The 24,706-nt window shown below is 51.8% G+C and carries 20 protein-coding genes; 10 read left to right on the top strand and 10 right to left on the bottom strand.

All coding sequences use genetic code 11. From position 1 onward, the window contains the following. Positions 1-504: 504 nt before the first annotated feature. The 4 genes from JC793_RS17530 to JC793_RS17515 all read left to right on the top strand — a co-directional run bounded on the left by JC793_RS17530 (position 505) and on the right by JC793_RS17515 (position 4,131). Positions 505-1,302, top strand: a complete 798-nt coding sequence (locus tag JC793_RS17530) for a DUF3100 domain-containing protein (RefSeq protein WP_166708702.1) — start codon at positions 505-507, stop codon at positions 1,300-1,302. 2 nt (positions 1,303-1,304) lie between these two features. Then, positions 1,305-1,781, top strand: a complete 477-nt coding sequence (locus tag JC793_RS17525; protein ID WP_046894338.1) for a hypothetical protein — start codon at positions 1,305-1,307, stop codon at positions 1,779-1,781. A 19-nt stretch (positions 1,782-1,800) separates the two neighbouring features. Then, a complete protein-coding gene (locus JC793_RS17520) occupies positions 1,801-3,126 on the top strand; it encodes an amidohydrolase (protein WP_166708701.1) in 1,326 nt (441 codons plus the stop codon). Positions 3,127-3,258: 132 nt separating this feature from the next. Next, positions 3,259-4,131, top strand: coding sequence for a DUF3289 family protein (locus tag JC793_RS17515; RefSeq protein ID WP_218426858.1), 873 nt, complete (start codon positions 3,259-3,261; stop codon positions 4,129-4,131). Positions 4,132-4,172: 41 nt separating this feature from the next. Here the strand turns inward: JC793_RS17515 and JC793_RS17510 are convergent, their stop codons facing one another. Beyond that, entirely contained in the window at positions 4,173-4,649 is a 477-nt protein-coding gene (locus JC793_RS17510) for a GNAT family N-acetyltransferase (protein ID WP_370528735.1), read from the bottom strand. Between the two features lie 148 nt (positions 4,650-4,797). Between JC793_RS17510 and pdxR the strand changes: the two genes are divergently transcribed. Next, complete coding sequence (gene pdxR / locus JC793_RS17505) at positions 4,798-6,285, top strand: MocR-like pyridoxine biosynthesis transcription factor PdxR (protein ID WP_218426856.1); 1,488 nt, start codon at positions 4,798-4,800, stop codon at positions 6,283-6,285. On the opposite strand, the gene JC793_RS17500 is transcribed toward pdxR, so the two are convergent. Beyond that, on the bottom strand, positions 6,282-7,064 hold the full coding sequence (locus JC793_RS17500) for a sulfite exporter TauE/SafE family protein (RefSeq protein ID WP_218426854.1): 783 nt from the start codon (positions 7,062-7,064) through the stop codon (positions 6,282-6,284). The genes pdxR and JC793_RS17500 overlap by 4 nt on opposite strands. A gap of 149 nt (positions 7,065-7,213) precedes the next feature. Between JC793_RS17500 and JC793_RS17495 the strand changes: the two genes are divergently transcribed. Next, entirely contained in the window at positions 7,214-8,206 is a 993-nt protein-coding gene (locus JC793_RS17495) for a hypothetical protein (protein ID WP_218426852.1), read from the top strand. 45 nt (positions 8,207-8,251) lie between these two features. Here the strand turns inward: JC793_RS17495 and JC793_RS17490 are convergent, their stop codons facing one another. Continuing rightward, the gene (locus JC793_RS17490) at positions 8,252-9,736 is read right to left on the bottom strand and encodes an aldehyde dehydrogenase family protein (RefSeq protein WP_046894344.1); all 1,485 of its coding nucleotides are present in this window, start codon (positions 9,734-9,736) and stop codon (positions 8,252-8,254) included. 285 nt (positions 9,737-10,021) lie between these two features. On the opposite strand from JC793_RS17490, the gene JC793_RS17485 reads away from it, so the two are divergent. Next, positions 10,022-10,351, top strand: a complete 330-nt coding sequence (locus JC793_RS17485) for a type II toxin-antitoxin system RelE/ParE family toxin (RefSeq protein WP_166708695.1) — start codon at positions 10,022-10,024, stop codon at positions 10,349-10,351. Continuing rightward, on the top strand, positions 10,348-10,665 hold the full coding sequence (locus JC793_RS17480) for a helix-turn-helix domain-containing protein (RefSeq protein WP_166708694.1): 318 nt from the start codon (positions 10,348-10,350) through the stop codon (positions 10,663-10,665). Before JC793_RS17485 ends, JC793_RS17480 begins: the two co-directional genes overlap by 4 nt. A 22-nt stretch (positions 10,666-10,687) precedes the next feature. Here the strand turns inward: JC793_RS17480 and JC793_RS17475 are convergent, their stop codons facing one another. Both JC793_RS17475 and JC793_RS17470 read right to left on the bottom strand, forming a co-directional pair. After that, positions 10,688-11,320, bottom strand: coding sequence for a LysE family translocator (locus JC793_RS17475; RefSeq protein WP_107680615.1), 633 nt, complete (start codon positions 11,318-11,320; stop codon positions 10,688-10,690). Between the two features lie 56 nt (positions 11,321-11,376). After that, positions 11,377-12,009, bottom strand: coding sequence for an alanyl-tRNA editing protein (locus JC793_RS17470; protein WP_166708693.1), 633 nt, complete (start codon positions 12,007-12,009; stop codon positions 11,377-11,379). Positions 12,010-12,109: 100 nt separating this feature from the next. Here JC793_RS17470 and JC793_RS17465 point away from each other — a divergent pair, with 100 nt between their 5' ends. Beyond that, positions 12,110-13,021, top strand: a complete 912-nt coding sequence (locus JC793_RS17465; protein WP_218426850.1) for a LysR family transcriptional regulator — start codon at positions 12,110-12,112, stop codon at positions 13,019-13,021. Between the two features lie 1,472 nt (positions 13,022-14,493). On the opposite strand, the gene narI is transcribed toward JC793_RS17465, so the two are convergent. From narI to JC793_RS17440, 5 genes are all read right to left on the bottom strand, one after another. Further along, entirely contained in the window at positions 14,494-15,171 is a 678-nt protein-coding gene (gene narI / locus JC793_RS17460) for a respiratory nitrate reductase subunit gamma (RefSeq protein ID WP_046895246.1), read from the bottom strand. Beyond that, complete coding sequence (gene narJ / locus JC793_RS17455) at positions 15,168-15,902, bottom strand: nitrate reductase molybdenum cofactor assembly chaperone (RefSeq protein WP_046895247.1); 735 nt, start codon at positions 15,900-15,902, stop codon at positions 15,168-15,170. The genes narI and narJ overlap by 4 nt, the downstream gene beginning before the upstream one ends. Continuing rightward, entirely contained in the window at positions 15,899-17,455 is a 1,557-nt protein-coding gene (gene narH / locus JC793_RS17450; protein WP_004241167.1) for a nitrate reductase subunit beta, read from the bottom strand. The genes narJ and narH overlap by 4 nt, the downstream gene beginning before the upstream one ends. Further along, complete coding sequence (locus JC793_RS17445; RefSeq protein WP_107680618.1) at positions 17,455-21,216, bottom strand: nitrate reductase subunit alpha; 3,762 nt, start codon at positions 21,214-21,216, stop codon at positions 17,455-17,457. Before JC793_RS17445 ends, narH begins: the two co-directional genes overlap by 1 nt. 61 nt (positions 21,217-21,277) lie before the next feature. Continuing rightward, positions 21,278-22,660, bottom strand: coding sequence for a NarK family nitrate/nitrite MFS transporter (locus JC793_RS17440; protein ID WP_166708690.1), 1,383 nt, complete (start codon positions 22,658-22,660; stop codon positions 21,278-21,280). A 298-nt stretch (positions 22,661-22,958) separates the two neighbouring features. On the opposite strand from JC793_RS17440, the gene narX reads away from it, so the two are divergent. Next, positions 22,959-24,701 carry a nitrate/nitrite two-component system sensor histidine kinase NarX gene (narX, locus tag JC793_RS17435; protein ID WP_218426848.1) on the top strand — a complete coding sequence of 581 codons (1,743 nt, stop codon included), beginning with the start codon at positions 22,959-22,961 and terminating at the stop codon, positions 24,699-24,701. Positions 24,702-24,706 lie beyond the last annotated feature (5 nt).

The following is a 24,706-nucleotide window of genomic DNA, read 5'->3' as shown; positions in this document are numbered from 1 at the left end:
TTTCCCGGTAGTCAATTATTTTGTCATAACGGTTATAGGTAGGCAGAATAAGATGTTCACGGCCGGTCTGATTGAATAAATTCAGTATTAAAACAGGGTTTTCATTATTATATAAAATCATTCTCATTAAAATAATCATGATGAAGAATTAAAAAAACAGGGTCTGGTTCACATTATTGGTTTATTTGAGAATCACTATTTTTATTTTAATAAAAACCAAGCACACTTATAGAATAATATTTTTTACAAAATTATATCATTTTGTATCTCATTGAAAACAATGTAATTTTATATTAATTGGTAACCCGAAATAAGTGTCAGAGACAGGGTTAATTAATAAATATTAATTTATCAATTTATAGCATGCCTAAAAGGCATGGCTGAGGAATTTTCGGAATATTGTCAGGAAAACAGTCCCGCGGGTAGTATGAATATGGAAAGGGTACGTTTTTATATAAATACACATGAGTAATTCTCAATAACAATTCCTATAAAGGTAACACTATGGATATATTAAAAGATAGTAAGTTGCTTTTGGTCAGCTTATTTATCATTCTTCTTGCGGAAGCGATAGGGCAAATTAAAATCAGTCTGGTGATGGTTTTTCCGATGCTCTACTCCATGCTGATGGGTGGTATTATCAGTTTTCCGAAATTTAAAATCCTCAACGAAAAGAACATGGCGCATGCGACCTCTATCATGAGTGTGGCACTGGTGATCCTGATCGCCAAGCTGAGTACTTCCGTCGGGGCATCCTGGGAAAAAATCATTCAGGCCGGTGGTGCGCTGGTCCTGCAGGAAGTGGGCCACTTTATCGGTACCATCATGCTGGGTCTGCCGCTGGCTATCATGTTAGGTATGGGCCGTGAAGCGGTTGGTGCCACCTACTCTGTCGGCCGTGAGCCGAACATCGCTATCATCGAAGCCAAATACGGCTTAAGTTCACCGGAAGGCCGTGGTGTGATGGCAATGTACATCTGCGGTACGCTGTACGGCGCTGTCTGGATGGGTATCCTTGCGAGTGTGATCGCCGGTCTGGATATTCTCAGTCCGCTCGCTCTGGCGATGGGGGCAGGGGTCGGCAGCGGATCTATGCTGGCGGCAGCGGTTGCACCTCTGCTGGAGCTCTACCCTGATCAGGCGGCGGATATTCAGGCGTTCTCGTCTTCCGCGAACCTGATGTCTTCCGTGTTAGGTCTGTACATCTATATCTTCTTCTCCTTACCGTTTGCGTCTTACCTGTACAACAAATTTAAAGGAAAACGCGCAACGGCGACTGCGGATACTAATAAGGATAATTAATCATGAAAAAGATGACAGAAATAGCCGTAATCCTGGTTCTGGTGGTGTTCTTTACCGCACTTGGTGATGCCGTCGGCGGGTCAATGTACGGCCGCGGTGAATTCGGACAGGTGTTCAGCGATACGCTGCTGGCCATGGCTCTGCTGGGCGGAATGTCTTTCGCGGCGTACCTGATTGCGATGATCCCGCCGTTAGGCAAACTGCCGGTAATCTTCTGGGTTTCCCTGATTGCTGCCGGTCTGTGTTCACCGCTGTTCCCGTATGACAAAGAAATGATTGCTATGACCGGTAAAGTCTCTATCGCGGTTATCAGTACCACCGTACTGGCTTTCGCGGGTCTTTCACTGGGTAAAGATATCGATAAATTCAAAGCGATTTCATGGCGCATTATCCCGGTCTCACTGGCCGTGTTCTCAGGGACATTCTTATTTGCCGCACTTATCGGCCAACTGACGCTCTCATGGAGTGGCGTTATCTGATCAGAGGGGAATATTCAGCATGACAATGACCAAAGAGCAACTGAAAGCCAAAGTCTGCGAAGCGATTGCCGCCCGCAAAGGTGACATTAAAAAACTGGCAGAGAATATCTGGGCAGAGCCTGAGCTGGGTTATAAAGAAACCCGCACAGCGAAGAAAGTCGAAGCAGCCTTTGATGCACTGGGCGTCAGCTACCGTAATCAGCTGGCTCTCACCGGCATCAAGGCCCGTCTGAAAGGCGGAAAAGGCAGTAAACGCAGTATCGCGGTGATCGGTGAGCTGGATGCGATTATCTGTGCTGAACACCCTGATGCGGATGACCAGACCGGCGCGGCTCACTGCTGCGGTCACAATGCGCAGATCGCCAATATGATGGCGGTCACTATGGGTCTGATTGATTCCGGGGCAATGGACTATCTGGCGGGGGACGTCGTGCCCTTCGCCGTTCCGGCTGAGGAATATGTGGAACTGGCCTATCGTAACAAGCTGATCGAACAGGGCAAAATCAGTTATATCGGCGGTAAGCCGGAGCTGATTTCCCTCGGTGAGTTTGATGATGTCGATATGGCACTGCAAATCCACCTGACCAGCGTTAAGCCTGAGCGTGATAACGGGTTTATTGAAATCTCCACCACCACCAACGGCTTTATCGGCAAGCTGATTAATTATAAAGGCAAACCGGCACATGCTGCGGCGGCACCGCATATGGGGATTAACGCCCTGAACGCGGCAATGATGGGTATCATGGGTGTGAATGCTATCCGTGAAACCTTTCAGGAGAAAGATTATATCCGTTTCCACCCGATCATCACCCAGGGCGGTGATCTGGTCAACGTGACCCCGAGTGATGTGCGCATGGAAAGTTATGTCCGTGCCTCAAACGTACCGGCCATGATTGACGCCAACGAGCGCATTACCCGTGCGCTGGTGGCGGGCGCCATGTCTGTCGGTGCCGAAGTGGAAGTGAAAGATTTACCGGGCTATCTGCCGCTGTATAACAACGCGGTGCTGAATGATCTGTTACAGCAGAATGCGGAAGGTCTGATTGGTGATGAAAATGTCTGGGTTGCCGAGCATATGACCGGCAGCACTGATACCGGGGATCTGTCCCACATCATGCCGGTCAGTCATCCGTGGATTGGTTCAGTACGCGGCGGGCTGCACGGCAAAGATTATGTCGTTTTTGATGACGATATGGCCTATATCCGCCCGGCTCAGATGATGGCAATGACGATTATTGATTTGCTGTTTGATGACGCAGCCGGTGCAGAAGATCTGCTGGCGCAGTATAAGCCGCTGATGAGTAAAGAAGAGTACCTCTCGTTTATCAGTTCCTTTAAGAACTGATCATCCCCCTGAAGGCCCGGAAACGGGCCTTTTTTATCTCTTTCGCTTTCAGAATGACGGCAAAGATCTTTCCGGCCGCTGATGATAAAATAACCGCTGCATAACGTGATGCAGAGATTATTCAGGGACAGAATGACAACTTTATCATTTCCGTTATTAATCTGTCAGTCACAGCGCCGCAGGGATGATTACCGTCCGGATGATATGCGTTGCGGTGATTTTGACTTACTTCAGCTTCGTGATCTGTTGCGGCTGCATGATGTCTCCTCACAGGTCGACCCCTGGACCATGCAGAAAGCGGAAGCAGCGTCAGGCAGCCATCCTCAGCTGATGGGGCGTGATTACACGCCGCAGGTTTTTAACCTCGGGGCGAAAGCAGTCAGCCGGATATTGTTTGATGAAATGCGGCAGTTATCTTCACAGTTTTCCTGGTCCGGTGGTTATCCGGGCGTGCTGAAAAAGCTGATTACGCATATGCAGAATGCGGATGGCCGGCCGTATCGTGACCGCGCACTGGATTATGCTTTCCGGGATAATATTCTGGATCAGGATGCGCTCAATCCGTTACAGGGGGCGGTGAAAAAAATCATTACCGCACAGATTGACTGGCAGGCGGGGAAACTCCGTGAAGATGCTGATTTGGCGGACAGTCTCCGGGAAGGGCTGAATAAAACGCTGTTTCCGGCTTATAACCGCTGGCAGGATCTGAAAAAGCGCACGCCGGTGATATTCAATGATACCTGGGCGACAGAAGTCACCCTTGATTTCCTTCACATTAAAAATAATCACTTCACCGCACAGCTGAGTTATCAGCTTCAGGGGCATTTTGGTCTGAGTACCGCGGATATGAAACGCTTCTCTGACAGCTCCCGCTTTTTCCGGATCTGGTATGTGCTGCAGCGCTATAAGAAATTCGCGTTTAAACCGTTTGTTATCAACATCAAAGCCACCACGGAAATCAAAGGAAAAGCGCCGGGCAGCAGGACAGAAAAGAAAGAAGACTAAAAAAGACCCGCAGAGGGTCTTTTTAGCGGATATTACCGCTGTTATTTCAGCGGCATAATATATTCGATAGCGCCGGATTTATTCGCCACCCAGTCATACAGACGCTGACCACGGGTATTGTCTTTGTGGGTGTGCCAGTAGAGACGACCGCACGGGCGGGCCAGCGCCTGCTGCTGTACAAACTCAATCAGCTGTTTTCCGATATGCTGGCCGCGCAGCGACGGGTCCACGTACAGATCTTCCAGATAACAGAACTCTTTTTCTGCCCAGGTTGAACGATGATAAAGATAATGCACAAACCCGGCGACTTTACCGTCCAGCCGTGCCACGGCGCAAAACACCGGTTCTTTTTCATCAAAGAAACGTGACCAGCTGGTCAGGGTGACGTCTTCCGGAAAGCTGACCTTATAAAATTCCTGATAAGCCAGCCAGTGCGGCAGCCAGCCCGCATAATCATTCTGTGTGGCAGGCGCCACTGTCACCAGATCCAGAGCGGATGATGTCATTGTATTATTCATGGTGTTTCCCTCATTATTCTGCATTCTGCATTCTGCTGTTGTGAAGAAAACGCGCGTTTTCCGTGATGTGAAGAGTACGTGTTATTTTGGTTCTTTATAAGATACACTTTTTGTATTTTTAACAGATCCACTTTTCAGGCAGATCACAATGCGAAAATCCGGCGCGGCAGCCTTCCCCGAATTACTGACCGGTAACGGGATCATCAAAGATCAGGTGTATCATGCTCTGCGTGAGGCGATCCTCAGCGGCCGCCTGCATGCGGGCAGCAAAGTGCCGTCCGGGCGTGCACTGGCAGAGATGATGGGGATTTCCCGTAACTCGGTGATTGCCGGGTTTGAGCGGTTGCAGGATGAGGGGTATCTCATTACCCGGCGCGGTGCGGGCACATTTGTGGCGGATAATCTGCCGGATCACGCCATCAGCGGGCCGGTGTCTTCCCCGGCGGATACGGCCGGAGAGCAAATAACCGCGAATATCAGCCCGCTGACAGAAGAGCTGCGGTCACAGCGTATTTCATCCGGGGTGCCGTCTGATGCGCTGTTTATGGTCGGCACCGGATGTGTGGATCTGTTTCCGCATGATGTCTGGGGACGGCTGCTCGGTCGCGTCTGGCGTCAGTCCCGTTATGCGCTGCATGCGCACAGTGAGCCGCACGGCTATCCGCCGCTGCGCCGGGCAATCTGTCATTATGTCCGTGCCACCCGGGGATTGCAGTGTGATGAAGATCAGATCCTGATAGTGAACGGCACCCAGCAGGCGATTAATCTGACGGTACAGACACTGTTACAGCCCGGGGATGAAGTCTGGCTCGATGACCCCGGTTATGACGGCGCGCGTGGCGCATTTTTATCACAGCGGCTGATCGTACGCCCGGTCCGGACGGATGAAGAGGGTATGGATGTGTATGACGGCCTGCGCCGCTGGCCGGATGCAAAACTGGTTTTTACTGCACCGTCGCATCAGTTTCCGTCGGGCGGCACACTCAGCCTGGCCCGGCGCTCAGCGCTGCTGTCGTGGGCGGCGAAGCACCATGTCTGGATCCTGGAGGATGATTATAACGGTGAGTTCCGTTATGCCGATCGCCCGCTTCAGGCATTGCAGGGACTGGACAGGCATCAGCGGGTCATTTATGCAGGCACCTTCTCCAAAATGCTCTATCCCGCTTTCCGGCTGGGATTTCTGGTGGTGCCGAAAGCCCTGATCCCGGCGTTTGAGGTGACAAAATACTATGCGGATACCGGCTGCGGTTATCTGGAACAGGCCACACTGGCCCGGTTTATTAATGAAGGACATTATGCGCGCCATGTCCGCCGGGTGCGCAAAGCCTGTTATGAACGGCGGCAGGCGGTGACGGATGCAATCAATCACTATCTTCCCGCATTGCTGGATATTGTGCCGAGTGATTCGGGTATCCACCTGCTGTGCCGGATGAAAAACGGTGTTCCGGCACAAACGGTGATTCAGGCCGGACGTCAGTGTGCGATGGGGATGCAGCCGTTATCGCGTTACTGCCGCCCGGATGCACAGCAGGAGGGGGTTCTGTTCGGATTTGCCGCTTATCCGGCAGAGAAACTTACTGACGGCATCCGCCGCCTGGCCGGAATGCTGCGGGCACAGGGTGTGGTGACGGTTTAGAACAGATTCAGCATCATCATCACGGCACTGCACAGGATCAGGATCAGTGTGGCGTACTGAAAAGCACGATCCGGCATGCGTGTAAGCAGTATTTTGGTCAGCGGCATGCTGAGCAGTGATCCGGCAAACAGCCACAACGCCAGGCGGACATCGGTATGCCCGTCCTGCATATAGGCAATAGCGGAAGAGGCGGAGAGCAGGGTGGTGACAAAAATCGAAGTACCGATCGCCTGACGGATATCCATCCTCGCATAACGCAGCAGCATCGGCAGAACCACAATGCCGCCGCCGACACCGGTTGCCCCCAGCACCACACCGGCGGTGATCCCCGGCAGCAGCAGCTCCCGCACTGACATGGGTGTTTCCGCCGTATCCGCCGGTAACGGCGGCGGGAAAAACATCCGCTGAATAAACAGCCACAGTGAAAACAGAATGGCGGCCACCACCAGCAGATTAATACTTTTTTCTGTCAGAGCCTGCCAGGCCGGCACCGAGGCAAGCCATGTCACCAGCAGGCTGGCGCCGAAAGTGGCGGGCAGCATAATCCCCAGCACAATCATGGCACGCCGGAGCGGAATATTACCGAGCTTATAGTGCAGCCAGGAAGAGGTGATTTTCATCAGCCCGGAGAGAAGATTGGCGGTGGCGACAGCCATCAGGGCATTCATTCCGTAGAGATACGTGAGGATTGGCAGCACTATCACCCCGCCGCCGACACCGGTGGTGCTGATAATCAGCCCGGTTACGGCACCCGTGATCAGTGTGGTGATAATCGCCATTGTTTTTTTCCCTGAGCCGGAACAAACAGGGGAGTTATCATACCGTATGGCGGGCGGATTAATACACTTAAGGATAATTCCGGTCAGGATTTTTCGTTTTTTGCGCTATGATCCCCGTGTATTTCCGGTGATTAACTAAAGGATGAGTCATGAAAAGGGGTGTTATTTTATCTGTAATAATTGCATTACTGGCCGGATGTAAGGAAACCCCGCCGGCGTCACCGGACGGTTATTATGTGATTGATGCTATTACTGTCACTTATGATAACCCTAAGGATAATGCACCTGAAAACAGTGATCCGGATAAAAATGTCAAAGCCGCTATCCGCGATACCATGGTCAGCCTGAAAGACACGACATTCTTTTATTTTGAGCCGGACCGCGTCATTGTGGATAACAGCGGCAACCGTTTTGACAGTGAAATCCGCGGTAATACCTTTGATCTGAACGATATACAGACGACCTGGACATCGCCCGATAACGGACAAACCGTGTATCTGACCACAGAAAAAGAAGGGGCATGCGGATTTTTTAACTGCGAAATGAAAATGACGCTTTCCCGTGCCGACTACACGTCAGAAAAACTGGCTGGTATGAAAGCGGTATCTGACGCCAGAGCATCTTCTTATGAAGCGTATCTGGAGACACAGCGCCAATATTACAAACAACACGGTTTTCCGCCGGTTTCCGGTGACGCCGTCAGAATGACAAAAAATGTCTCAGTGACCCTGCCGGAAACGATGGTCGTTAATCTGAAAAAGCAGGAAGACGGCGACTATGTCCGGGATATCGGCGGCGTTCATATTGAAAGTGATGATGATAATACGGAGATTTACCGCTTCCGCGATCCGCTCAGTGACGCGGAAGGACGCATCCTCCTGGTGAAAATGCCGAAATACCGCTGGCGGTTTGATGAATGGCTGAATCAGCAGAAAGGTATTGTCTATCAGGAAGAAAACGGGGCGATTTATTACAACCGGTGGGGTAAACCGGAATGTACCTATTTCCGTTATGATCATAATGAACGGCGCTATGTGATTATTGTTGCGGAAACGGCCGATCAGACGATGATGCGACGAATGTACAGTATTGCGCGATCTGCCGGGAAAAATCCGCCATCGGAAGCGAAAAGCAGTCAGTAAATAAAAAAAATGCCCGGCACAGCCGGGCATTTTCATAATGAGGAATTATGATTCTTTGGTGCTGATATAAATGTTTTTCACTTCGGTATACGCATCCAGCATCATTTTATGGGTTTCCCGCCCCAGCCCGGAGTTTTTATATCCCCCGAACGGGGCATGTGCAGGCAGCTCATGGTAGGTATTGACCCACATCCGGCCGGTTCTGACCGCTTTCGCCACACGCAGTGCGCGGTTGATATCCTGTGTCCAGACCGCACCACCCAGCCCGTATTCGGAATCATTTGCCATCGCGACAACTTCATCCTCATCACTGAACGGGATTACCACCAGGACCGGCCCGAAAATTTCTTCGCGGGCAACCCGCATCTGGTTGGTGACATTGGTGATGATGGTCGGTTTCATAAAGAATCCGGCATCCAGCCCGTCACTGGTCAGACGCTCACCGCCGGTCAGAATGGTGGCACCCTCTTTTTTCGCCAGTTCCACATAGCTGAGGATGGTATCGAGCTGTCCCTGACTGACCTGGCTGCCCATTTGGGTGTCTTTCGCCATCGGATCACCGACTTTGACAGATTCAAAACGGGCTTTCAGTTTCTTCAGGAATTCATCGTGGATATCTTTATGCAGGAACAGGCGTGAACCGGATTCACAAGCCTGACCCTGGTTCATCAGAATCGCGATCGCTGCATATTTGACCGCTTTTTCCATATTGGCATCCGGGAACACGATATTGGCAGATTTACCGCCCAGTTCCAGAGTGGCCGGGATCAGTTTTTTCGCCGCGGCTTCGGCAACGGTATAACCGACGCTGGTGGAGCCGGTGAAAGCCACTTTATCCACATCCGGATGGTCAAGAATAGCCTGGCCGACCACGGAACCGCGACCGGTAACAATATTAATGACACCGGCAGGCAGCACATCATTCATGATGCGGCCCAGTTCCAGCAGGGTCAGCGGCGTCAGGCTGGCCGGGTTGATCACCACGGTATCTCCGGCTGCAATGACCGGAGCCAGTTTCCAGGCGGCCATCAGCAGCGGGAAGTTCCACGGAATAATCTGGCCGACAACGCCGATAGGCTCGCGGATCACCAGACTCAGGGTGTTTTCATCCAGCACATCGGCCTGGTCGGAATGGGCGCGGATAGCCCCTGCAAAATAGCGGAAATGGTCGATGGCAGCCGGTAAATCGATAGAAATGGCTTCATTGTAAGGCTTACCGTTATCGAGGGATTCCAGTGTGGCGAAGCGCTCTTTTTCCGCTTCCAGGCGATCGGCAATTTTCAGTAACAGTTGCTGACGTTCAGCGGGGGAGGTGTGACGCCAGGTTTCAAAGGTTTTTTTGGCGGCAGCCACCGCGGTATTCACATCCTGCGCTGTACCGGCCGGGTAATCCGCTAATAATTCACCGGTGGCAGGGTTAAATGTCTGGCTTTTGGCGTGATCACTGCTTTCGGTCCACTGACCGTTAATCAGCATTTTGTAGGATGGCTGAGGACGCAGAGCCTGTTCTATATCTTTCAACTTAATCATTATCTTCTCCGTTCTGTCCGGGTGACTGATGAGTGCCGGGACGGCCTCATCGGTACAACAAGGCATAAATACCCTGAAGCGTAGCTGACAAGTATTTATTAACGTCCTTAAACATTACCATATCAACCTGTTAACGTGGCAATGAATTTGGCTATAACTGCAAAAGGCAGCATTAATTACCAAATTTATTTTTTGCCATGTTAAATGAAGTTATGGTATACAGTAATCATATTTGATTACATTTGATGCGGGCGATAAACTGAAAAGAAAACATTGGGATGAAGGATGTTTGAACTTTCAGTGATTAAGGCAGCAGAAAAAGAGATCATGAAGCTGCCTGCAGGACTTAAAGCTGAGATGCTGACAGGGCTTGAAACCTTGCGCAAATATGGTGTGTTTCTGAAAGAACCGGTTGTCCGTGACCTTCATCGTGACGGGCTGAAGGAGCTGAGGATCCGTTCTCATGAAGGGTGTGCCAGAGGGATTTTCTTTTTCTGCCGGGGCAACCATATAATTATTGTGCATGTCTTTCAGAAAAAAACGCAGAAAACACCAAAGCAGGTGTTAGAGTTAGCAAATGAGAGAATGAAGGAAGTGATAAGGAGGCTGAAATGAATCGTAATGATGACTATGATTTAGTCCCTTTCGAAGAGCTGAAGAATAAATTACTTAAAGATCCTGAAGTCACTGATGCATTGGATGAAATTCAGGCACGAAAAGTATTGCTGGATACATTAAAAGCCGCAAGAAAAGCCCGGAAAATTACCCAGGCTGAAGTGGCTGAAAAAATGGCGACGCAAAAACAGAATATTTCCCGCCTGGAAAAAGGGGATTATGATCCGCAACTGGGAACATTGATTCGTTATGCAGATGCCATTGGCGGCCGGTTGTATTTTGATTTTCTGCCCGTGATTTCAGAGCCTGCCTGATAATACCGGCGTTATTCTGCCGTTATACCGCCAGCAAAAGACGCCCGGCAAACAGCAGCAGAACGGCACCGATTACATTATCGAACAACCGGCTGTGTGCGAGGAAACGTTCACGGATACGCTGGTGCGAAAACAGAACGGAGACGGCCATAAACCAGGCCGCATTCACACCGCACATCCACACGCCGTAGAATAATTTTACGGATACCGGGGTGGACGGGCTGACCAGTGTGGTGAATATCGCCAGGAAAAAGAGCATGGCTTTCGGGTTAGTGGCGTTGGTCAGAAATCCCATCCAAAATGCCTTTCCGGCTGTTTGTGCCGGGCCGGGGTTATCCGGTGTGATCGCGGTTGTTACCCCTTTGCTGCGCAGAAACTGAATGCCCAGCCAGATAAGATAGGCCGCACCAATATATTTTGCCGTATCCATCAGCCACGGCGTGGCCTGCATCAGCGCTGTCACGCCAATCAGTGTGTACACCACATGAACAGAAATCCCGGCACCGATACCGAGTGCTGTCATCAGCCCGGCCTTGCGCCCGTGGTAAATGCTCTGGCGCAGGGTCACGGCAAAGTCAGGTCCGGGAGAAACAACAATGAAAAAATGGACGAGCGCAAGCGCCAGAAATTCACTCTGGTTAAACAGGTTCATCATAACCTCATCAGGTCAGCAGGGGCGGCGGATGTACCGCCGCAGAGAGACAGACTCCGTCAGATGACGTCGTACTGAACGGACAGAATGCCCTTTTTGGTTTTCAGGGATTTCAGCACCAGTGTGCCGATTTCACCGAGTGACTGCACATGCGTACCGCCGCAGGGATAAGGTTCAAAACCCGCAAACCGGATCTGAAACATGCCATCGTCATCCTGATAGTGATAACAGGGATGATCGGCATCGATCAGTGCCTGACAGTAACGGCGGACATCTTCCGGCTCAATAATCACCGGAGAGCCCGCAGGGATATACTGTATCCGCCCCTCATCCGGCCAGTGATGTCCTTTGGTCGGTTTCCAGCCGAACGTTTCCATGACATGAGAGAGCAGGTGCCCGCCGGTATGCAGCCGTGAGTGCAGCTGACGTTTTTCCGCATCGACATTCATCTGAACTTCACCGGGGGCGACCGGGATATCGGTGTAGTGAATGATACCTTCCGGCATAAATGCCGTGTGAATAACGGTGGCGTCACCGAGTGTGCCGGTATCTCCGGGCTGGCCGCCGCCCTGCGGGTGAAACAGGGTTTTATCCAGGATAACCGCATAGCGTCCGTCTTCTGCCGGACGACATTCCAGGACAGTGGCGGTGCCCTGTAAGGCGCGGCTGGTCAGGTAGCATTTTTCTGTCATGGTGATGTGTGCCTCATTATTATTGTACCGGGTTGTCTGTCATTGTATTGCAGGCACTGTCATATGATAATACGGCAAAAATGCAAAGGATTTATTCCCCGTGATCACAAATGAAACCCTCGCATTACTCGAAGAAATGGCGGTATTTGCCAAGGTGGTGGAAACCGGCAGTTTCTCGGAGGCAGCCCGGCAACTGGGTGCGACTCCTTCCGCGATCAGCCGTGCGGTTTCCCGGCTGGAGCGTGCGCTGAATACCCGGTTATTGCAGCGCACGACCCGCAAACTGCGGCTGAATGAGAGCGGCAAGGCGGTGTATCAGCATTGTCAGGCGCTGGTGAACTCCGCGGGCGCCGTGATGAGTGCCAGCGGGCAGTTCAGTGAAATACCTTCCGGGCTGGTGCGGCTGGGGGCACCGAAAGCACTGGGGTATTTTATGGTGCACCCTCTTATCAATGAATTTCTCGCAATGCATTCCGGTGTGAATGTAATGCTGCGCCTGGAAGATCGCTATATGGATCTGATCGATGAGGAGATCGATCTCGCTATCCGTATTACCAATGAACCGCCGCCCGGGCTTATCGGCAAACGTCTGTTTACGGTCAGTCATATTTTATGTGCCACACCGCAGTATCTGGCAGAGCACGGTACGCCGTCCCATCCGCAGGAACTGAAAGAGCACAGCTGTTTGTTCCTCAGTGAGGAAGCCGCGGATACCCGCTGGCGTTTTCAGCAGGGAAATAAAGTGGTGTCTGTGAATGTGCACGGACGTTATTCATCAAACCACAGCGGCGTGCGGCTCGGCGGGGTGAAATCACATCTCGGGATTGGCGGACTGCCGGTGTTTACAGCGCGAAAATCGCTGGAAAGCGGGGAGATTGTGCAGGTTCTGCCTGACTGGACCTTTAAAACCCGTTACAGCGGGGATGCCTGGCTGCTGTATCCGCCGTCGCGTTATCAGCCACCGCATATGATGGTGTTTATTGATTATCTGGTGAAAAAACTGCGGACATAAAAAAAGCGCCTTCAAAGGCGCTTTTTTTGTATCTGTCTGATAAATCAGAATGCTTTGCTGTATTTTGCAATGATAGCAGCAGCACGGCTCAGATTAGAGAAGAAAGTTTTGATACTTTTCATAATGAACTCCTGCTTGTGAATTAGGTTAATAAGCTGTTTTGCTTCGATGGGGGTATGATACCAGTTTTGTGATGTGGGTCAACATTAAATTCAACTATTTTTTAATGATTACAAAATCATTTTAATAACAAAAAAGCAGTGAAAAATAGCAAATGTGAACATCACAACCGGGATAAAACAGCGCGTTTCTGCTGGTTGTGATTTACTGAATTGATTTTGCAGGAATTTTTGATAAGCGTAAAATGTTGAAAATGTTAGCGGGGCGTTACGTCAGCAGCGAAAGCAGGGATTTTACCTTTGTGCCGGTAAACCGCTTCAACTTTTGTTGAAAGCCGGATCGCAGGCAATAAAAAAGCGCCCTGAGGGCGCTTTTCTTAAATCTGTCTGATAAATCAGAATGCTTTGCTGTATTTTGCAATGATAGCAGCAGCACGGCTCAGATTAGAGAAGAAAGTTTTGATACTTTTCATAATGAACTCCTGCTTGTGAATTAGGTTAGTAAGCTGTTTTGCTTCGATGGAGGTATGATACCAGTTTTGTGATGTGGGTCAACATTAAATTCAACTATTTTTTAATGATTACAAAATCATTTTAATAACAAAAAAGCAGTGAAAAATAGCAAATGTGAACATCACAACCGGGATAAAACAGCATGTTTCTGCTGGTTATGATTTACTGAATTGATTTAGCAGACATTTTTCTGAGAGGCGCTGATGTTGAAAATGTTAGCGGAGCGTTACGGCAGCAGCGAAAGAAGGGATTTTTCCTCTGTGCCGGTAAACTGCTTCAACTTTTGTTGAAAGCCGGATCGCAGGCAATAAAAAAGCGCCCTGAGGGCGCTTTTCTTAAATCTGTCTGATAAATCAGAATGCTTTGCTGTATTTTGCAATGATAGCAGCAGCACGGCTCAGATTAGAGAAGAAAGTTTTGATACTTTTCATAATGAACTCCTGCTTGTGAATTAGGTTAGTAAGCTGTTTTGCTTCGATGGAGGTATGATACCAGTTTTGTGATGTGGGTCAACATTAAATTCAACTATTTTTTAATGATTACAAAATCATTTTAATAACAAAAAAGCAGTGAAAAATAGCAAATGTGAGCATCACAACCGGGATAAAACAGCGTGTTTCTGCTGGTTATGATTTACTGAATTGATTTGGCGGACATTTTTCTGAGAGGCGCTGATGTTGAAAATGTTAGCGGAGCGTTACGGCAGCAGCGAAAGAAGGGATTTTTCCTCTGTGCCGGTAAACTGCTTCAACTTTTGTTGAAGATATCACGCGATGGTAAAAAAGGGTGGCCGGAGCCACCCAAAACTGTGCATTTAAAGGATGAGACTGTTGTTGTTAATTAATGACGGTTGCGCACTAACTGGTAGCGGCGCGTAATATATTCGACCGGCGCACTCCAGATATGCACCAGACGGCAAAACGGGAAGATCAGGAACAGCGTCATACCCAGCACCAGGTGCATACGGAAGATAAAGGCTACGCCTTCCAGATGCTCTGATGCGCCACCCTGAAATGTCACGACAGACTGTGCCCAGCCGACCAGCTTCATCATTTCACTGCCGTCAGTGTGCTGTGCGGAGAACGGAATAGTACCCAGGCCCAGAATGACCTGGATCACCAGCAGGGTGATGATCAGGATATCGCCTGCTGAAGATGTTGCACGGACACGCGGGTTGGTCAGACGGCGTTTGAGCAGCATACCGCCGCCGATCAGCGTCATCACCCCGCAGGCACCGCCCGCCACCATCGCCAGCATCTGTTTCTGCGCCACGGTGATAAACGGTTCATACATCCAGTGCGGGGTCAGCATCCCGACAAAATGCCCGAAGAAAATGCCGATGATCCCGATATGGAACAGGTTGGAAGCCAGACGCATCCCTTTTTTATCCAGCATCTGACTGGAACCGGCACGCCAGGTGTATTGTCCGTAGTCGTAACGCAGCCAGCTGCCGATGATAAACACCGCGCCTGCGATATACGGGTAGATATCAAAGAAAAACGTATTCAGGAAATTCATGGAGTTACTCCTTTCGCCGCAGGGGAAACCGGCGCGTCACCCACCTGAATGTAATTCGGGGCAACACTCTGTGAAAAACGACGCTCATGTTGTGTCAGAACAGAATTATCACAGCCTTTATCGGCCAGGAATGTCACCTGTTCTTCTTCCCAGACCGCATCCAGTGCAGCCGGGGTATCATCACGGGCTTCACCGTTCACCTGACGGGTCAGTGCGCTGAGTGTCAGGTCACTGTCCGCCATTGCCAGCAGCAGGCTGAACAATTCATGGTAATGACTTTCGCGCTGGCGCAGGCGCTCACCGAGCAGGGCGAGGATCGGTGCGATATCTTTCAGTCCCTGACAGGCCTGTTCAGGCGGCATAACAGAGAGATATTCCAGGTAAACCGGCAGATAATCCGGCAGTTCGCGGCTGTTGAGGGTGATCCCGGCCTGCTCATACTGCTCCAGCAGGGATACCATCGCCTGGCCGCGATCCCGCGACTCACCATACACGTGTTCAAACAGCAGCAGAGAGGTGGCTCTGCCGCGATCAAACAATTCACTGTAGCGCGCCTGACTGTCGAGCAGCGGCTCTGAGGTCAGTTCAGCGACGAAGTACATCAGTGCGGCAGCCTGAGTCAGGCGCAGTTCGTGCGCCTGTTCAATTTCCGCAATCAGTTCGTCGCGGTGTGCCCACAGCTCCTCATTCGGGTAATCCAGCAGGCAGCCGATGATTTTTAAACTAATCATGATGAATGCCTCTCTGAGATTGGCGCATCTGCCGGTGTTTTCTGCGTGATATCAATGGCATCGATACGGCGGCTGTTAAACAGGTTAAATTTGGTATCGCTGCCGTGGCAGCCGTCACCGAAGCTGAATCCGCAGCCGTTGCGCTCAGGGAATGCCTCGCGGGCCAGTTCGCGGTGTGATGATGGGATCACAAAGCGATCCTCATAATTCGCGATAGCCAGATAGCGGTACATTTCCTGTGCCTGAGCTTCTGTCAGACCCACTTCTTCCAGTGCACTGATATCCCGTGTTTTATCCACGGTTTCCGCACGTTTGTAGTGACGCATGGCCAGCATCCGTTTCAGGGCACGCAGTACCGGTGCGGTGTCTCCGGCAGTCAGCAGGTTGGCGAGGTACTGAACCGGGATGCGCAGACTTTCCACATCCGGCAGTACGCCGCTGTGCGGCAGCATACCCGCATCGCTGACAGACTGAATCGGTGACAGAGGCGGCACATACCAGACCATCGGCAGAGTACGGTATTCCGGGTGCAGAGGCAGGGCGAGTTTCCACTCCATCGCCATTTTGTAGACCGGCGATTTCTGTGCCGCGTCAATCACACTCAGCGGAATGCCGTCTTTCTGCGCCTGGCGGATCACTTCCGGGTCGTTCGGGTCGAGGAAGATCCCGAGCTGACGCTCATACAGATCTTTTTCGTTATCCGCACTTGCCGCTTCTTCAATGCGATCCGCATCATAGAGCAGCACACCGAGGTAGCGGATACGGCCCACGCAGGTTTCCGAGCACACGGTCGGCTGACCGGCTTCGATACGCGGATAGCAGAAAATACATTTCTCGGATTTGCCGCTTTTCCAGTTGAAGTAGATTTTTTTGTACGGACAGCCGGTCAGGCACATACGCCAGCCGCGGCATTTGTCCTGATCGATAAGTACGATACCGTCTTCCGCACGTTTGTAGATTGCACCGCTCGGACAGGTTGCGACGCAGGCCGGGTTCAGACAGTGTTCGCACAGACGCGGCAGATACATCATAAAAGTCTGCTCAAACTGGCCGTACATCTCTTTCTGCATATCGGCGAAGTTTTTGTCCGCACTGCGGCGGCTGAATTCACCGCCGAGGTCATCTTCCCAGTTCGGGCCGTTTTCAATTTTTGTCATGCGCTGACCGGTGATCAGTGAGCGCGGACGGGCGGTCGGCAGATTGCCTTCCGGGGCGTTTTTCAGATGATCATAGTCGTAAGTGAACGGCTCGTAGTAATCATCCAGTTCCGGCTGGTCAGGGTTGGCGAAGATTTTTGACAGCAGGCCGATTTTGTTACCCATACGGGGAACCAGTTTGCCGCGGATATTTTTGATCCAGCCGCCTTTCCATTTCTCCTGGTCTTCCCAGTTATGCGGGTAGCCCAGTCCGGGTTTGGTTTCGACGTTATTGAACCACGCGTATTCCACACCTTCGCGGCTGGTCCAGACGTTTTTACAGGTGACAGAGCAGGTATGGCAACCGATACATTTATCCAGGTTCAATACCATGCCGACTTGGGAACGTATCTTCATTATGCTTTCTCCTGCCCGCTCAGGGTCTGTTGATAACCATCCTGCTCACCGTCGAGCCAGTCCACATTTTTCATTTTGCGGACCACCACAAATTCGTCACGGTTGGAGCCGACAGTGCCGTAATAGTTGAAGCTGTACGCCAGGTGGCTGTAGCCGCCGATCATATGGGTCGGTTTAGGGCAGACACGGGTGACGGAGTTATGAATACCGCCGCGCATGCCGGTCACTTCTGAGCCCGGCAGGTTAATCTGACGCTCCTGGGCGTGATACATAAAGATCATGCCGTCCGGGATACGCTGGCTGACAATCGCACGGGCGGTCAGTGCGCCGTTGCTGTTGAAGGCTTCGATCCAGTCGTTATCCTCAATACCCAGCGAACGGGCATCTTCCTCACTCAGCCACACCACCGGACCACCACGGCCGAGGGTCAGCATCAGCTGGTTATCACTGTAGGTGGAGTGAATACCCCATTTCTGGTGCGGGGTCAGGAAGTTCAGGGCTTTCTCCGGATAGCCGTTCGGTTTCGCGCCCAGCAGCGGCTGTGCCGCACGGGTATCGACCGGCGGACGATACACCACCAGTGCCTCACCGAATGCGCGCATCCATTCATGATCCTGATACAACTGCTGACGGCCGCTCAGGGTGCGCCACGGGATCATCTCGTGAACGTTGGTGTAACCCGCGTTATAAGAGACGTGCTCATCTTCGAGGCCGGACCAGGTCGGGCTGGAGATAATTTTGCGCGGCTGCGCCACGATATCGCGGAAGCGGATTTTTTCATCTTCTTTATGGATGGCAAGATGGGTATGGTCACGGCCGGTCACTTTACCGAGCGCATCCCACGCTTTCACCGCCACATGGCCGTTGGTTTCCGGTGCCAGCGAAAGCACGACTTCTGCCGCATCAATCGCGGTTTCAATCGCCGGACGACCTTCGGCAGCGCCTTCAGTACGGGTGCGGTTGAGTTTTTTCAGGAAATCAACTTCTTCCTGCGTATTCCAGCTGATACCTTTGCCGCCGTTGCCGAGTTTATCCAGCAGCGGCCCCAGCGAGGTAAAGCGGGCATAGGTGTTCGGATAATCGCGCTCCACCACCATCAGGTGCGGTGCAGTTTTGCCCGGAATCAGATCACATTCGCCTTTTTTCCAGTCTTTCACATCAAACGGCTGCGCCATTTCGGCTGCGGAGTCATGCTGGATAGGCAGGGTGACAACATCCGTCTCTTTGCCCAGGTGGCCCGGACAGAGTTCAGAGAAGGATTTGGCGATCCCTTTGTAGATTTCCCAGTCGGTTTTGGATTCCCAGGCCGGATCAACAGCGGCGGTCAGCGGATGAATGAACGGATGCATATCCGAGGTGTTCATATCATCTTTTTCATACCAGGTGGCGGTCGGCAGTACGATATCGGAGAACAGACAGGTACTGGACATACGGAAATCGAGTGTCACCACCAGATCCACTTTCCCTTCCGGGGCATTATCCACCCATTCCGCTTCTTCCGGTTTCACACTGCCCTGTTCGCCGAGATCTTTACCCAGCAGACCGTTTTCGGTGCCGAGCAGGTATTTCAGCAGATATTCATGGCCTTTACCGGCAGAGCCGAGCAGGTTGGAGCGCCAGATAAACAGGTTGCGCGGGAAGTTCTGCGGATTGTCCGGCTGTTCTGCCGCAAAGCGGATAGCACCACTTTTCAGGGCTTCTGCGGTATAGGCCTGCGGATCCTGACCGGCTTCTTTCGCTTTTGCCGCGATAGTCAGCGGGTTCACGTTCAGCTGCGGTGCGGATGGCAGCCAGCCCATGCGTTCGGCACGGATATTGAAGTCCAGCAGGCTGCCGCTGAAGCGGGATTTGTCCGCCAGCGGGGAGAGAAGCTCCTGCGGCTGAACAGTTTCATAACGCCACTGGCTGGAGTGGTTATAGAAGAACGAGGTACTATTCATATGGCGCGGCGGACGTGACCAGTCCAGCCCGAACGCCAGCGGTAACCAGCCGGTCTGCGGACGCAGTTTTTCCTGGCCCACATAGTGTGACCAGCCGCCGCCGCTCTGACCGACACAGCCGCAGAACACCAGCATATTGATGATGCCGCGGTAGGTCATATCCATGTGATACCAGTGGTTGATACCGGCACCGACAATCACCATTGAACGGCCGTGGGTTTTCTCGGCGTTATCGGCAAACTCACGGGCAATGCGGGAGATGTGATGCTGACTGACACCGGTCACTTTCTCTGCCCAGGCCGGGGTATAGGCCTTGATTTCGCTGTAATCCGCTGCGCAGTTCACATCATTCAGACCGCGATCGATACCGTAGTTGGCGAGGGTTAAATCGAAGACACTCGCCACACGGACGTCACTGCCGTCTGCCAGACGCACCACTTTCACCGGCAGTTTGTGCATCAGCACTTCATCCAGTGCCACACCTTCAAAAAATTCATTTTCAATGCCGCCGAAATACGGGAAAGCGACATCAGCAACGTCATCGTGCTTATCCAGCAGGCTCAGCTGCATGGTGATCTCATCACCGTTTTTGCCGTCACGCGGCTCCAGGTTCCATTTGCGGGATTTGTCCCAGCGGAACCCGATAGAGCCCTGAGGTGCCACTAACTGCCGGCTGTTTTCATCAATGGCGATAGTTTTCCACTCGGCATTCTCTTTCTCACCGAGTGAATCCACCAGATCGGATGCCCGCAGCATACGGCCCGGCACATAACCGCCTTCCGCACGCGGCTCCAGCATCACCAGCATCGGCATATCACTGTAAGTACGGACATAATTAGTGAAGTATTCCGCCTGACGCTTCGCATGGAACTCATTGAGGATCACATGTCCCATAGCCAGCGCAACGGCACTGTCTGTTCCCTGTTTCGGGTTCAGCCACTGGTCGCACAGTTTGGCGATTTCAGCATAATCGGGCGTGATCGCGACCGTTTTGGTGCCTTTATAGCGGACTTCGGTGAAGAAGTGCGCATCCGGGGTACGGGTCTGCGGGACGTTGGAACCCCAGGCTATCAGATAAGAGGAGTTATACCAGTCAGCGGATTCCGGTACGTCGGTCTGCTCACCCCAGGTCTGCGGGGAGGCCGGCGGTAAGTCGCAGTACCAGTCATAGAAACTCAGACAGGCGCCGCCGATCAGGGATAAATAACGGGCGCCGGAGGCATAGGAGACCATCGACATCGCCGGGATCGGTGAAAAGCCGATAATACGGTCAGGGCCGAATTGTTTGGCAGTCACAATATTGGCTGCCGCAATCATTTCATTCACTTCCTGCCAGTCGGAGCGGACAAATCCGCCGCGGCCGCGGGCCTGTTTGTAGCTTTTCGCTTTTGCTTCATCATTAATAATGGAAGCCCACGCATCCACCGGGTCTGCGTGCTGTGCTTTTGCCTCACGCCACAGTGTGATCAGGCGTTTGCGCACCATCGGATACTTCACGCGGTTTGCGCTGTACAGATACCAGGAATAGCTGGCACCGCGCGGACAGCCGCGCGGCTCATGGTCAGGCAGGTCAGGACGGGTACGCGGGTAGTCAGTCTGCTGCGTCTCCCAGGTCACCAGCCCGTTTTTCACGTAGATTTTCCAGCTGCATGAACCGGTACAGTTCACGCCGTGGGTGGAACGGACAACTTTGTCATGCTGCCAGCGGCTGCGGTAACCATCTTCCCAGTCGCGGTTGACGTTCAGCTCTTGTCCGTGGTCGCCGGAGAAGGTTTCCCCGCGCTGCTTAAAATAACGGAATCTGTCTAAAAACTTGCTCATTCGGTAATCCCCCGATAAGCGCCGGGCGCTCACATTGCTCTGATTATCAGAATTGAATTAATTATTTTTTACGGCCGTATACCAGCCATGTGGTCAGAATGCAGACCACATAAAAGACAACAAACACTTTCATTGCACCGGCAGGCGAGCCGGTCAGTGTCAGTGAAATACCAAAGGCATTCGGGATAAAGAACCCGCCGATAGCACCGATGGCAGAGATAAAACCAAGTGCAGCCGCACTTTCGGTGATGGCTTCATGCTGAGCCTCTTTTTCGGTTCCGCCCTCTGCCAGTACGCGCTCAGTGGTGATTTTGCGGAAGACCACCGCAATCATCTGGAACGTGGAGCCGCTGCCGAGACCGGCAGTGAAAAACAGCACCATAAACACGCCGAAGAAGGCGGCAAATGAACCGGCATCATTTTTACCAGGCAGTGTGAAGAACAGCAGGAAGGCGAAAACCGCCATGACCACAAAGTTAATAAAGGTCACGCGGATACCGCCGAATTTATCGGAAAGGAAGCCGCCCAGCGGACGTGCCAGCGCACCCAGTAACGGGCCGAAGAAGGCGAACTTCAGGATAACGATATCCGGGAACTGGGTTTTTGACAGCATGGCAAACCCGGCGGAAAACCCGATAAACGATCCGAACGTGGAGAGATAGAGGAAACTCAGAATCCACAAATGTTTGCGTTTCAGAACCGGTAACTGCTCTTTCAGGGATGCTTTGTTGGCGGAGAGGTCATTCATTCCCAGCCATGCCGCAACAGTAAACAGCAGCAGGAACGGTACCCAGATCCACGCGGCATTCTGTAACCATAACTCAGAGCCGTCAGGCTGGGTCACGCCGGAGCCGCCCATAAAGCTGAATACACCAAACGTCACAATAAACGGGGCGACCAGCTGCATCACACTGACGCCGAGATTACCCAGACCGCCGTTGATACCCAGGGCGCCGCCCTGTTTTGCTTTCGGGAAAAAGAAGCTGATATTACCCATGCTGGAGGCAAAGTTTGCCCCGGCAAAGCCGCACAGCAGGGCGATAATCACAAACACCGCATACGGTGTTGACGGATTCTGTACTGCAAACCCGAGCCACACACATGGCACAATCAGGATCAGCGTACTGAACGCGGTCCAGCGGCGGCCGCCGAAAATCGGGATCACGAAAGAGTAAGGAACCCGCAGGAGAGCCCCGGAAACGGAAGGCAGGGCAGTCAGCATAAACAGCTGATCGGTGGTAAAGTTAAAACCGACTTTCGGGAGATTGACCGCAACGGCGCTGAACAGCATCCATACGCAGAATGCCAGTAACAGACAGGGAACGGAGATCCACAGATTGCGTGATGCAACCCGGTGCCCGCTCTCTGCCCAGAATTTTTCCTCTTCCGGGCGCCAGTCGGTAATGACGCCCGCGGCTGACTTGCCTTTGGATATCTGAGCCATAATACACCTCAAAATTATGCTGAAATTAAAGGCGTTTTACGTGGGTTATAAGGTACTGATACTGATCTTAATCAAAGGGTGAACCGATTGATTTTTAAGCGTAAAACCGTCATTCTACTTTAGAGGTACGGTTGTTAATCTGATGAAAATAAGTAAAATCAAAAGGTTAGTATCAGTATTATTAGTGTGGTTTATAAAGGCTAATCCCTCAAGGTTTTAAGGGGTACTACTTTAGTGGTAAGTGTTTTTTCAGATAAATCGGAGAGAATAACCGGTCCGTTCAGAGGAGCATCAGTGAATGCTGAAACACACATCTATTCTCACTCAAATCACCGGTTTCATGGTGCTGCTTACCGTTTTTGCGGTGATCGGTATGGGGCTGACCAATCAGATCACCGAAAGTGTGCAGGGCAATGCACATGCGATTAATAAATCCGGCACATTGCGGATGCAGAGCTACCGTTTCTTATCTGAAATCCCGCTGGCCGGGCATTCACAGCAATATCTCAATGATTTTGAATCGGATTTAACGCTGCTTTCCGGGATGAAAGCGGTGAGTCCGGCAAAAATACAACAGCAGTTTCTGGCTATTGAGCAGACCTGGCGGCAAAAGCTGCGCCCGGCACTGGAAGCGGCAAAACAGCCGGAAGAGGCCCGCGCCCCGGTGGCTGCGTTTGTCGGTCAGATTGACAGCCTGGTATCTGCCATTGACCACCAGACCGAATCCACTATCCGGCTGGTGGCGGCTATTCAGCTGGTTTTTATCGCACTGATGATTTTGCTGCTGCTGTTGTCGGCACGCCATTTCCGCCGCCGGATACTCCATCCGTGGCAGCGCCTGCTGGCACAGGCTGACGCCATGGGACAGGGGAACTTTCAGCCGCGCTTCGCGGATTACAACCACCGCGACGAAATCACCATGATCGGCAATACCCTTAACCGTACGGCAGAGGAACTGTCTGCGCTCTACGGGGAGCTGGAGTCACGGGTGGCGGCAAAAACGCAGGATTTGCAGGAAAAAAACCAGATGCTGGCTTTCTTATATAAGAGCGGGCAGCGGCTGAATAACACCAAAGACCTGACCACACAGCTGACGGATATTCTGCGGGATCTGCATCAGATTGTGCCGGAAGGCGCGTTGTGTCTGCGGATTTTTGAGGATAATAACGCCTCCCGTTTCACTGAAATCGGGAACTGCGGCCGGGGGCCGTCACAGGCGCAGGAGCAGCTGAGCTGGAACCTGAGCGGGCCGATTAACCGTTACGGGGTATTGAAGCTTCTGCTGCCGGCCGGTAAGCAGCTCAACAGCGAACAGCAGAATATGATGCAGATGCTGAGCAAACAAATTATCTCGGCCTTTGCGCTGGCTTATCAGCATGAGCAGCAGCAACAGCTGATTCTGATGGATGAGCGGTCAGTGATTGCCCGCGAACTTCACGATTCTATCGCACAGTCATTATCCTGCCTGAAAATTCAGATAAGCTATTTACAGATGCATTCCGCGCAGATCCCGGAAAATTGTCAGACACTGCTGACAGAAATGCGCCGGGAAGTAAACGGTGCTTATCATCAGCTGCGTGAGCTGCTGACCACTTTCCGCCTGAAACTGACCGAGCCCGGGCTGTTCGCTGCGTTACAGAGTACGCTGGATGAGTTTGAGCAGCGGCTGGGTTACCGTATCGGCTTTGATTTTCAGCTCTCCGGGCGGCAGGTTTCCGCGCATCAGACTATTCATGTGGTGCAGATTGTCCGCGAGGCACTGAGTAATATTCTCCAGCACGCCAATGCATCGGAGGCGCGGGTGGTATGCCGGTCAGAAGATCAGATGATTTATATCCGTGTGGAAGATAACGGGGAAGGCATCCCCGAGCATCCGGAAAAAAATAACCATTACGGGTTATCTATTATGCGGGAACGGGCAGCAACATTGCACGGAACCTGCCGGATAACCTCACGGGAACAGGGCGGCACTCAGGTGCTGATAAGCTTTCCCGCGAATACAACTATAAGAATAAATGAAGACGATTCAGGAGCAAGGTAAACAAT

The sequence above is a fragment of the Morganella morganii genome, from assembly GCF_019242955.1.
In the GTDB taxonomy this organism is placed as follows: Bacteria; Pseudomonadota; Gammaproteobacteria; order Enterobacterales; family Enterobacteriaceae; genus Morganella; species Morganella sibonii.
The sequence above is the reverse complement of the archived record's forward strand: the minus strand, read 5'-3'. Positions and strand labels throughout refer to the sequence as shown.